Here is an 11,393-nt window from a genome sequence, read left to right as displayed (position 1 = left end):
ATGATGGCGAAGAGGTCACACCCGTTCCCATGCCGAACACGGAATTTAAGCCCTTCAGCGCCTATGGTAGTTGGGGGTTTCCCCCTGTGAGAGTAGGACGTCGCCAAGTAAGTGAGGAAAAGATCAGTAGAGATACTGGTCTTTTTTTATGTGGTTATAAAATGGGGGAGTTGTGGAAAATTGTAGAATCGCAGATAAATTCCTCAAAATCTTAGATAAAGTATCGAGAATCGCAGATAGTCCTCTTAAAACCGCAAATAAATTTAATCTAACAGAGAAAACGATACTATTTAACCTATTATGTATGAATTTATCTTTTAACAAAAAGAAATTTTCTTTATAAGAACTAGATGAGTGCTTAGAATCATATAAAATAGTCATTAAATTGAATTCCTTCGACAAAATTCATCAAATATCGGGAAGTGACAGGCACCATCTTCCCCATCTTCAAGGCACCATCCTCCCATTCCCACAAACCCCCCTTCCAAAAAAATAAGTGTTTGAAAACTATCTTTTGAGTATATATATATTAGAACAACTTATATGTCTTATTAAACTAGGGGAAATGCATATGTTTGAGTTTTTTAGTCAAGAGGATTTTACGATGTTTTCTCGTATTCTTATTGCTGCTCTTTTATGTGGAGTTATAGGATTAGAACGGGAGTTTAAAAATCATCCTGCGGGTTTTCGAACGCATTTGTTAGTAGGAATAGGATCATGCCTTATGATGATCCTGTCATTATATGGTTTTGAGCATTATCTTGAAGATCATAAAGCTGTACAATTTGATCCGTCACGTATTCCTTCTTATGTAATTAGTGGCATAGGATTTTTAGGTGGAGGAACGATTCTAGTAAAAGGTGCAACGGTAAGAGGATTAACCACCGCTGCTTCTATATGGATTGTAGCAGGCTTAGGTTTAATTATCGGATCAGGAATGTATATTCTGGCATTTTTTACAACGATTATTGTCTTAATGTGCCTCATTTTTTTAAATAGATTAGAGAAATATATGTATGTAAAAAAGACGAGAAGAAAAATGAAAGTTGTCGTAAATTCAAATAAATCTTCAATCGATGAAGTGATTCAGCGTCTTTCGACATATAACATCAAGACAAATAGTATTGTTATGACATCAAGCCGAAAAGACCGGGAAGGAAATGTAACTTTTTATTATCAGTTAGATATTAATATAAACATTCACTCAATAGGCTATGAAAAGCTGGAACTTGTACTGAAAGAAATTAAGGAAGTAGAAAAAATATTCTAAATAGGTTTCACATCTTGCTAATTTGGCAATATTTAAAATGAAACAGAAGAGTTGAAAAATTTTTCTGTTCGTTTTATATTTAGATTATAGTCAAATATAGTCAAAGTCAGTGAGGGGGAGGTTGAGTGAGAAATATTTCAGACATTATTGAACAGTACTTAAAAAGAGTGCTAGACAGTAGTGGTAAAGAAATTGTTGAAATTAAACGCAGTGAAATAGCTGATCAATTTCAATGTGTGCCTTCACAGATAAACTATGTTATAAACACAAGATTTACGATTGAAAGAGGTTATCTCGTAGAAAGTAAGCGTGGTGGAGGAGGCTATATAAGAATTATTAAAGTTCATGCTGAAACTCAAGCACACTTACTTGAACAATTGCTAGCATTAATAAACAATCGCCTCTCACAAGCTGCTGCAGAGGATATAATTAGTCGGCTTGTAACAGAAGAGGTCATATCTTCTCGAGAAGCAAAGCTGATGATGAGTGTTATAGATCGTTCAGTCTTATATATCGACCTTCCTCATAGGGATGAGTTAAGGGCAAGAATGGTGAAAGCCATGTTAACTTCATTGAAATATAAGTGAAAGTAGGGGAGACGGATGATTTGCCAGGAATGTAATGAAAGACCGGCAACGTTTCACTTTACAAAAGTGATTAATGGTGAAAAAACAGAGGTTCATATATGTGAGCATTGTGCAAAAGAAAATAGTGAACTTTTTATGTTTAATTCAAGTTCAGGATTTTCGTTAAATAACCTGTTAACGGGTTTACTTAATATGGAGCATGGCTTTGCTAAAGCAGAGGAACAAAATGTGTTTAAAACAGAAAGTGTTCCTCAATGTGATCGATGTAAAATGACTTTCCAGGATTTTAAGAAATCAGGTAGGTTTGGTTGCTCCAATTGTTATCCAACTTTTAAAAATTATATTACTCCGATTCTAAGACGTGTTCATGGTGGAAACACAGAACATTCCGGGAAAATTCCGAAGAGAATTGGCGGAGATATTCATATAAGGAAAAATATTGAGGATCTAAAAGAGAAAATACGAAGTCTTATTAGTCAAGAAGAGTTTGAACAAGCTGCGCTGGTAAGAGATGAAATCCGCTCACTTGAAAAAAAATTAAGTAGCTCTGATGAGGAGGGATTTTAGATGTCACTCCAGAACTTTATGAATAAGGCGATGAGTGCTTGGATGAGTCAGGAAGGTCCAGATTCAGACATTGTATTAAGCAGCCGAATTCGTTTAGCGCGAAATATAGATCAATATAAATTCCCTACTCTCTCTACAAATGAGGAAGCCCAGCAAGTTCTAAATTTCTTTGAGAACACATATGCAAATAAAACATTCAAAAAATTAGGCCAATTAGAGCTTTTAAAAATGAATGATTTGCAAGCAATTCAGAAAAGGGTTCTCGTAGAAAAGCATTTGATAAGCCCCAACTTAGCTGATCATTCAGATTATGGAGGCTGTTTGCTGTCTGAAAATGAAGAGGTAAGCATAATGTTAAATGAAGAGGATCATATCCGTATTCAATGCTTATATCCTGGATTTCAGTTGGAAGAAGCCTTAAGTACTGCGAATCAGTTGGATGATTGGATTGAAGAAGAAGTTGATTATGCCTTCGATGAACAAAGAGGATATCTAACAAGCTGTCCTACCAATGTAGGAACAGGGCTTAGGGCATCAGTGATGATGCATCTCCCAGCGTTAGTTATCACTCAAAAAATTAATCGAATTATCCCGGCAATTAATCAGCTTGGCTTGGTTGTAAGAGGGATATATGGAGAAGGCAGTGAAGCAGTAGGAAATCTGTTTCAAATATCAAACCAAATTACATTAGGTAAGTCAGAGAAGGATATTGTAGAGGATCTTGTTAGTGTTGTACAACAGCTAATTGAGCAGGAAAGATCTACTCGCGAAGCTCTATATCAGTCCTCACAAACTCAGTTAGAAGACAGGGTTTACCGTTCCTTTGGAACTTTGGTATACTGCCGAAGCATAGAATCTAACGAGACTGCAAAATGCTTATCTGATGTTAGATTAGGTATTGATTTAGGAATTATTAAAGATATTTCCCGTACTATTTTAAATGAACTGATGATATTAACACAGCCTGGATTTTTGCAGCAGTATTTTGGAGGACCATTACGTCCAAATGAGAGAGATATTCGTCGTGCTGCACTCATTAGAGAGCGGTTAAACCTGGAAATGGATCGTAATAAACGGATGGAGGATGATGAATTATGATGTTTGGAAGATTTACAGAACGCGCGCAAAAAGTACTGGCTTTAGCACAAGAGGAAGCAGTTCGATTAGGTCATAATAATATTGGAACAGAGCATATTCTTCTAGGTCTTGTTAGTGAAGGCGAAGGTATAGCTGCTAAAGCTTTACTAGCATTAGGTCTAGGTCCAGATAAAATTCAAAAAGAAGTAGAAGGATTGATTGGTAGAGGTCAAGATGCATCACAAACTATTCACTATACACCAAGAGCAAAAAAGGTGATTGAGCTATCAATGGACGAAGCAAGAAAGCTGGGACATTCTTATGTTGGAACAGAACATATTCTCCTAGGACTTATTCGTGAGGGAGAAGGAGTAGCTGCACGAGTACTTAATAATTTAGGTGTAAGTTTAAACAAAGCAAGACAACAGGTTCTTCAATTATTAGGAAGCAACGAATCTTCAGCAAACCATCAAGGTGGAGGCATTACTAATGCTAATACACCTACTTTGGATAGTCTTGCACGTGATTTAACGGCAATTGCTAGAGAAGGAAGCTTAGATCCTGTAATTGGTAGAAGTAAGGAAATTCAACGTGTTATTGAGGTGTTGAGTAGACGTACGAAAAACAACCCTGTATTAATCGGGGAGCCAGGTGTTGGTAAAACCGCCATTGCTGAAGGTTTAGCTCAACAAATTGTACAAAATGAAGTTCCGGAGATTTTACGTGATAAGCGTGTTATGACGTTAGATATGGGAACAGTTGTTGCAGGGACAAAATATCGTGGTGAATTTGAAGATCGTCTTAAAAAGGTAATGGATGAAATTCGCCAAGCAGGTAATATCATTCTCTTTATCGATGAGTTGCACACATTAATTGGTGCTGGTGGTGCAGAAGGAGCTATTGATGCTTCAAATATTCTTAAGCCTTCGTTAGCTCGTGGTGAGCTACAATGTATTGGTGCAACAACACTTGATGAATATAGAAAGTACATTGAAAAAGATGCGGCATTAGAGCGTAGATTCCAGCCAATTCAAGTTGATGAACCTTCTGTTGATGAAAGTGTTCAAATTTTAAAAGGTTTACGTGATCGTTATGAGGCACATCATAGAGTATCAATTACAGATGAAGCGATTGATGCTGCTGTTAAATTATCAGATCGTTATATCTCTGATCGTTTCCTTCCAGACAAAGCGATTGATTTAATTGATGAAGCAGGTTCAAAAGTTCGCTTACGTTCTTTTACTACACCACCTAATTTAAAAGAGCTTGAACTAAAGCTTGAGGAAATCCGTAAGGAAAAAGATGCCTCTGTTCAAAGCCAAGAGTTTGAAAAAGCGGCATCTTTACGTGATACAGAGCAACGTTTACGTGAGCAGCTAGAAGAAACGAAAAAAACATGGAAAGAAAAACAAGGTCAAGAAAATACTGAAGTGACAGTTGAAGATATTGCGATGGTTGTTTCTAGTTGGACTGGTGTTCCAGTTTCCAAGTTGGCCCAAACGGAAACTGACAAACTGTTAAATATGGAAAGCCTCCTTCATTCAAGGGTAGTCGGTCAAGAAGAAGCGGTAGTTGCTGTTGCAAAAGCAGTACGCCGTGCTCGTGCTGGCTTAAAGGATCCAAAACGTCCAATCGGTTCATTCATCTTCTTAGGACCAACGGGTGTAGGTAAAACTGAGTTAGCTCGTGCTCTAGCAGAATCGATTTTTGGTGATGAAGATGCGATGATTCGTATTGATATGTCTGAGTATATGGAGAAGCACTCAACATCACGTCTTGTTGGTTCACCTCCAGGATATGTAGGATATGATGAAGGTGGTCAGTTAACAGAGAAGGTTAGAAGAAAGCCTTACTCAGTTGTTCTTTTAGATGAGATTGAAAAAGCCCACCCTGATGTGTTTAATATTTTACTTCAAGTATTAGAAGACGGAAGATTAACGGATTCTAAAGGGCGTACTGTAGACTTTAGAAATACGATTTTAATTATGACTTCTAACGTTGGAGCTAGTGAACTAAAACGCAATAAATATGTTGGCTTTAATATTCAAGATGAAACACAAAATTATAAAGACATGAAAGATAAGGTAATGAATGAGTTAAAACGTGCATTCCGTCCTGAATTCATCAACCGTATTGATGAAATCATTGTCTTCCATTCTTTAGAGAAAAAGCATTTAAAAGAAATCGTTTCACTTATGTCTGATCAATTAACGAAACGTTTAAAAGAACAAGATCTTTCATTAGAATTAACAGAATCTGCGAAAGAGAAAATTGCAGATGAAGGAATTGACTTAGAATATGGTGCAAGACCATTGCGTCGTTCGATTCAAAAGAATGTGGAAGATCGTCTTTCTGAAGAGCTGTTAAAAGGTACAATTGATAAAGGCCAAAAAATTATTCTTGATGTGGAAAATGGCGAGTTTGTTGTGAAAACAGCTGAAAAAGAAGAAGTGAAATCTAATTAAATAAAGATAGTTTAGAGGCATACGATTTTAATTGTGTGCCTCACTTTCTTTTTTCTCCTATGGATAATACTACGGACATGGGAATAAGATAATCCTCCTTTTACCCGTCTGGAAAGATTAAACGTAATTACCGAAAAGATTTCCCTTGATAACACCTTCAGTTTTATATAATTAAGGATAAGTATCATAATTAACTTGTCTATTTGGTAATCTAATAAGAGAGGAACAATTTTATGGCAAAAGCAAAGGTAAAGTTTATTTGTCAAACCTGTGGATATGAATCACCGAAGTGGATGGGAAAATGCCCAGGATGTGGTGAATGGAATACAATGACAGAAGAAGTATTAAAGTCTGGGTCACCTCGAAGGGCTGTTTTTGCTCATTCCAATCAAACGGTACAAAAACCCTCGCCGATCACAACAATTGAAACAACCCAAGAACCAAGAATATTTACAAACCTTAAAGAATTTAACCGTGTACTCGGAAGTGGTATTGTGAAGGGATCTTTAGTTTTAATTGGTGGTGACCCTGGTATTGGGAAATCAACACTGTTATTACAAGTATCCTCTCAATTAGCTGATAACGGTCATGATGTTTTATATATATCTGGTGAAGAATCAGTTAAGCAAACGAAATTAAGGGCAGATCGCTTAGGGGTAATATCTAATAAATTATTAGTTTTATCTGAAACAGATTTAAGCTTTATTTCAAAAGCAATCGACGAAACAAACCCAGCCTTTGTAGTGGTCGATTCGATTCAAACTGTTTATCATAGTGAAATAAGCTCTGCTCCAGGTAGTGTGTCTCAAGTAAGAGAATCAACAGCTGAATTAATGAGAATAGCCAAAACAAAGGGAATTGCGGTATTCATTGTTGGTCATGTAACGAAAGAGGGTTCAATTGCAGGTCCAAGGCTATTAGAGCATATGGTTGATACTGTCCTATATTTTGAAGGAGAAAGACATCATACGTATCGAATATTACGTGCTGTAAAAAATCGCTTTGGTTCTACAAATGAGATGGGAATTTTCGAGATGAAAGAAGCTGGTTTAGAAGAGGTGCAAAATCCATCAGAGATTTTTCTAGAGGAAAGGTCTAAGGGTGCAGCAGGTTCAACAGTGGTTGCCTCAATGGAGGGTACCAGGTCAGTGCTTGTTGAAATTCAGGCTCTTATCTCTCCGACCAGTTTTGGAAATCCAAGGAGAATGGCAACTGGAATAGATCATAATCGAGTGCCATTGTTAATGGCTGTTTTAGAGAAACGTGTTGGTCTTCTTTTGCAAAACCAGGATGCATATCTAAAGGTTGCCGGAGGCGTAAAGCTTGATGAACCTGCTATTGATTTAGCTGTTGCTGTGAGTATTGCGTCTAGCTTTAAGGACGCACCACCAAAACCAACAGACGTTATTATTGGGGAAGTTGGGTTAACAGGTGAGGTTCGTAGAGTGTCAAGAATTGAACAAAGAGTGATTGAAGCTGCAAAGCTTGGTTTTAAGAGGGCGGTCATTCCACATGCAAATATAGGCGGTTGGAACCCACCAGAAGATATAGAAATTATAGGAGTAAAAAATGTAGCAGAGGCCCTCCAAAAAACATTAGGGGGATCGTAAATGACAGACATAGAGAGTAAATCAGGCGAAAAGACATTAAATGAAATTTTGCAGTTTGTAGCGCCTGGAACACCTATTAGAGAAGGGATAGAAAATGTACTTCGAGCAAAAACAGGTGGGTTAATTGTTGTTGGTCATAATGACAAGGTAAAGGAAGTGATTGATGGAGGCTTTACAATTGAATGTCCATTTTCATCTGCTCATTTATATGAGCTTGCGAAAATGGATGGAGCTATCATCTTAAGTGATTCAGGAAACAAAATCATGTATGCAAATGCTCAACTGGTTCCTGACCCTACTGTTTACTCCTCTGAAACGGGCATGAGACATCGTACGGCTGAGCGTGTGGCGAAACAAACGGGTAATTTAGTTATTGCTATTTCACAAAGAAGAAATGTAATCACGCTGTATCATGGAGAGCTTAGATATGCATTAAGGGATATAGGTGTTATCTTAACAAAAGCAAATCAAGCCATTCAAACATTAGAAAAATATAAAATTGTATTAGATCAATCAATCATGACGCTAGGTGCACTTGAACTAGAAGAGCTAGTCACATTTAAAGAAGTCCTTCAAGTACTTCACAGGTTTGAGATGGTTCTTAGAATTAAGGATGAAATAAATGATTATGTGAATGAACTTGGAGCTGAAGGACACCTGATTCGCTTGCAGTTAGCGGAACTTTTGACAGGGTTAGAAGAAGAAGCGGCTCTTTTAATTAAGGATTATGCTGTCGATAAGTCAGTTGACCCTTACCCTGTCATTAAACAGCTTCAAGACTTGTCGAGCTTTGAGCTTTTGGAAGATTCCGTTCTGTTTAAATTATTAGGTTATTCTTCTTTTACAAATATAGACAGTCCAGTTATTTCACGTGGTTATCGCATTTTAAACAAGATTCCGAGACTACCAACGATAATTATTGAAAATTTAGTGACAACATATAAAAATTTGAAACTTATTATGAAAGCATCCGTAGAACAGTTAGACGAGGTAGAAGGAATTGGTGAGGTAAGAGCTAAGAAAATAAAAGAAGGATTGAAGAGATTGCAAGACCAACTACTAATTGATCGTCATATATAAGAAGATTTCATGAAAGTTTTACGATTACTGTTTTAATTTCTGTAAAATAGGGTATATTAAAATTGTTTTTTAATGTATGTGTTTTTGGGTCATAGCCAAGATTACAGACATGTATCAATCTATTTACATTTTAATTTATCTATTTCACATGTCAGTAAATTAGGATAAAGTAGTAATAATTAAAAAGGAGGTGAAGGTATGTTAATTAAACGCATAATCCAACTATTTTTTCTAAGTGTAGGTGGGATGTTAGGAATCTTATTTATGCCACAACTACTTGAATTAATGAATATGCAGGACATACCTTTTATTAATACACCTTATACGCTAGCAGTACTAGGTGCAATCATATTCTTTGTGGCAACATTTTGGTTGGTTGATTATGTTGTGAATTGGATCAGGGTCTTAGAAGAAGCTGTTGTAAAAGCCCCTGTTACAGATGTTTTATTTGGTAGTCTAGGATTAATATTTGGTCTTATAGTTGCTTTTCTTATTGTTATCCCTTTAAATACGATCCAGTACCAAGTCTTTAACACCATTATTCCAATATTCTTAACGCTACTGCTTGGGTACTTAGGTTTTCAAGTAGGATTTAAGAAACGAGACGAACTAATTAATGTTTTTACAGTTCAAAATAAAATAGGTAAGAAAAAAGGAATCTCCGATGACGAGGTTGAAGTTGAAGATAAAAAGCTAAAAATATTGGACACGAGTGTCATTATAGATGGGCGAATTGCGGATATCTGTCAAACAGGATTCCTAGAAGGGACCATCGTTATCCCTCAATTTGTTCTAGAAGAATTACAGCATATCGCGGATTCTTCTGATGTATTAAAAAGAAATCGTGGAAGAAGAGGTCTTGATATCTTAAACCGTATTCAAAAAGAGCTTTCTATAAATGTAGAAATTTATGAAGGTGATTTTGAGGAAATACAAGAGGTGGATAGTAAACTCGTTAAGCTTGCAAAACTCACATCTGGTGTTGTTGTAACAAATGATTTTAATCTCAATAAAGTATGTGAATTACAAAAGGTTCATGTATTGAATATTAATGATTTGGCGAATGCTGTTAAGCCTGTTGTGTTACCTGGTGAAGAAATGAATGTTCAGGTCATTAAAGACGGGAAAGAGCATAATCAAGGTGTTGCCTATTTAGATGATGGAACAATGATTGTTGTTGAGGATGGCCGAAATTACATTGGAAAGCATATTGATGTGCTTGTAACAAGCGTCCTTCAGACTTCGGCAGGAAGAATGATCTTTGCAAAACCCAAGCTATTAGAAAAAGCATTATAATATACCTCAGCCTATGAAACATTTAACTCTATGTCTCATGGGCTGTTTTACATATAGAGAGGAATCTTTTATTATGATGTTATACTGAATTATTGAAGGAGTAACTCCAATGAATTATCAAGTCATAATACCTGCTGCTGGTCAGGGTAAGCGGATGAATGCAGGGAAGAATAAGCAGTTTATTCAACTAGAACAGATTCCAATTATTATACGTACATTAAAGGTTTTTGAAGAACATTCCCATTGTAAGGGTATTATATTAGTAATTAATGACGCAGAAAAAGCTGACTTTCAACAGCTGATAAAAAAATACCGCATATCCAAAATCAAACATTTAGTATCTGGTGGACAAGAGCGCCAATACAGTGTTTATAACGGGCTAAAGGCAGTGGAAGAGGGAGATTTAGTTCTTGTTCATGATGGAGCAAGACCTTTTCTTACTCATGAAAGTATAGAGGCACTTTTGTCAAAAACGATCATAACCGGTGCGGCAACACTTGCTGTACCAGTTAAAGATACAATAAAGAGAGCGAAAGATGGAGTGGTAGTCGAAACAGTTGAACGTTCTTCACTTTGGTCAATCCAAACTCCACAAGCGTTCCATTTATCAATTATTTTAGAAGCACATGAAAAAGCAGTGAGAGAAAACTTTCTAGGAACAGATGATGCGAGTCTTCTAGAAAGAGTAGATCAAGCGGTTTCGATCGTTGCTGGTGAATATACAAATATTAAAATCACAACACCCGAGGATCTGTACATAGCAGAAGCAATTTTGTCGAAGAGAAAGATGTAAAATTCATAGTGTCTATTAGGTTATAGAAAGTGGGAATAATAATGATAAGAGTTGGACAAGGTTTTGATGTACATCAATTAGTGGAAAATCGCCCATTAATAATCGGTGGAATTGAGATTCCATATGAAAAAGGGTTATTAGGCCATTCAGATGCTGATGTATTATTACATACAGTTGCAGATGCTTGCTTAGGTGCAATCGGTGAAGGGGATATTGGGAAACACTTCCCTGATACAGATCCCACTTTCAAAGATGCGGATTCTGCAAAGTTATTAAAACATGTGTGGGAGATCGTAAAAAATAAAGGTTATGAATTAGGTAATATTGATTGTACAATTATTGCGCAAAAGCCTAAAATGGCTCCGTATATTGAAGACATGAGAAATAGGATTGCTGAATTATTAGAAGCTGAAGTATCACAAGTCAATGTAAAAGCAACAACAACCGAAAAATTAGGTTTTACAGGTAGACAAGAGGGAATTGCTTCAATGGCAACAGTCCTTATTCAGCAGCGTACATAACACAAATTAGTTTGTTGATTTATTTTGTATCTGCTTTATTTTGGTGGTAAAATTAGGTCTGGTCTTATACGTTATTCGTAATTTTACATAAAATTGATTAACTATGGGTTGCTTATATTTTTAAGCA

General features: G+C 36.3%; 10 protein-coding genes and 1 rRNA gene. All 11 read left to right on the top strand.

The window, feature by feature from the left end; genetic code table 11:
- A 5S ribosomal RNA gene (gene rrf / locus COD11_RS18430) occupies positions 1-109 on the top strand; the annotation flags it as partial.
- A gap of 462 nt (positions 110-571) precedes the next feature.
- Positions 572-1,270 carry an MgtC/SapB family protein gene (locus COD11_RS18425; protein ID WP_176551139.1) on the top strand — a complete coding sequence of 233 codons (699 nt, stop codon included), beginning with the start codon at positions 572-574 and terminating at the stop codon, positions 1,268-1,270.
- A 125-nt stretch (positions 1,271-1,395) separates the two neighbouring features.
- Positions 1,396-1,857: a CtsR family transcriptional regulator gene (locus COD11_RS18420; RefSeq protein ID WP_098798354.1), complete on the top strand. Its 462-nt coding sequence runs from the start codon at positions 1,396-1,398 to the stop codon at positions 1,855-1,857.
- Positions 1,858-1,872: 15 nt separating this feature from the next.
- Complete coding sequence (gene mcsA / locus COD11_RS18415) at positions 1,873-2,424, top strand: protein-arginine kinase activator protein McsA (protein WP_098798353.1); 552 nt, start codon at positions 1,873-1,875, stop codon at positions 2,422-2,424.
- Positions 2,425-3,522, top strand: coding sequence for a protein-arginine kinase McsB (gene mcsB / locus COD11_RS18410; protein WP_098798352.1), 1,098 nt, complete (start codon positions 2,425-2,427; stop codon positions 3,520-3,522).
- The gene (gene clpC, locus COD11_RS18405) at positions 3,519-5,966 is read left to right on the top strand and encodes an ATP-dependent protease ATP-binding subunit ClpC (protein WP_098798351.1); all 2,448 of its coding nucleotides are present in this window, start codon (positions 3,519-3,521) and stop codon (positions 5,964-5,966) included. Before mcsB ends, clpC begins: the two co-directional genes overlap by 4 nt.
- 233 nt (positions 5,967-6,199) lie before the next feature.
- Positions 6,200-7,576 carry a DNA repair protein RadA gene (radA, locus tag COD11_RS18400; protein WP_098798350.1) on the top strand — a complete coding sequence of 459 codons (1,377 nt, stop codon included), beginning with the start codon at positions 6,200-6,202 and terminating at the stop codon, positions 7,574-7,576.
- Positions 7,577-8,656, top strand: coding sequence for a DNA integrity scanning diadenylate cyclase DisA (disA, locus tag COD11_RS18395; RefSeq protein ID WP_098798349.1), 1,080 nt, complete (start codon positions 7,577-7,579; stop codon positions 8,654-8,656).
- Between the two features lie 198 nt (positions 8,657-8,854).
- Positions 8,855-9,952 carry a PIN/TRAM domain-containing protein gene (locus COD11_RS18390; RefSeq protein WP_098798348.1) on the top strand — a complete coding sequence of 366 codons (1,098 nt, stop codon included), beginning with the start codon at positions 8,855-8,857 and terminating at the stop codon, positions 9,950-9,952.
- Positions 9,953-10,061: 109 nt separating this feature from the next.
- Positions 10,062-10,745, top strand: a complete 684-nt coding sequence (gene ispD, locus COD11_RS18385; protein WP_098798347.1) for a 2-C-methyl-D-erythritol 4-phosphate cytidylyltransferase — start codon at positions 10,062-10,064, stop codon at positions 10,743-10,745.
- A 41-nt stretch (positions 10,746-10,786) separates the two neighbouring features.
- Entirely contained in the window at positions 10,787-11,266 is a 480-nt protein-coding gene (gene ispF / locus COD11_RS18380) for a 2-C-methyl-D-erythritol 2,4-cyclodiphosphate synthase (protein ID WP_098798346.1), read from the top strand.
- Positions 11,267-11,393: the final 127 nt, after the last annotated feature.

Origin of the sequence: Bacillus sp. AFS040349 (assembly GCF_002577655.1) — a bacterium.
Lineage (GTDB): Bacteria > Bacillota > Bacilli > Bacillales > Bacillaceae > Metabacillus.
Note: the sequence above shows the minus strand (reverse complement) of the source record. Positions and strands in the feature narration are given on the sequence as shown.

What these genes read in the sequence shown, in the direction of transcription:
- clpC (WP_098798351.1), top strand. Translation starts at nt 3,519, where the DNA reads ATGATGTTTGGAAGATTTACAGAACGCGCGCAAAAAGTACTGGCTTTA.
- mcsB (WP_098798352.1), top strand. Translation starts at nt 2,425, where the DNA reads ATGTCACTCCAGAACTTTATGAATAAGGCGATGAGTGCTTGGATGAGT.
- COD11_RS18390 (WP_098798348.1), top strand. Translation starts at nt 8,855, where the DNA reads ATGTTAATTAAACGCATAATCCAACTATTTTTTCTAAGTGTAGGTGGG.
- radA (WP_098798350.1), top strand. Translation starts at nt 6,200, where the DNA reads ATGGCAAAAGCAAAGGTAAAGTTTATTTGTCAAACCTGTGGATATGAA.
- COD11_RS18425 (WP_176551139.1), top strand. Translation starts at nt 572, where the DNA reads ATGTTTGAGTTTTTTAGTCAAGAGGATTTTACGATGTTTTCTCGTATT.
- ispD (WP_098798347.1), top strand. Translation starts at nt 10,062, where the DNA reads ATGAATTATCAAGTCATAATACCTGCTGCTGGTCAGGGTAAGCGGATG.
- disA (WP_098798349.1), top strand. Translation starts at nt 7,577, where the DNA reads ATGACAGACATAGAGAGTAAATCAGGCGAAAAGACATTAAATGAAATT.
- ispF (WP_098798346.1), top strand. Translation starts at nt 10,787, where the DNA reads ATGATAAGAGTTGGACAAGGTTTTGATGTACATCAATTAGTGGAAAAT.
- mcsA (WP_098798353.1), top strand. Translation starts at nt 1,873, where the DNA reads ATGATTTGCCAGGAATGTAATGAAAGACCGGCAACGTTTCACTTTACA.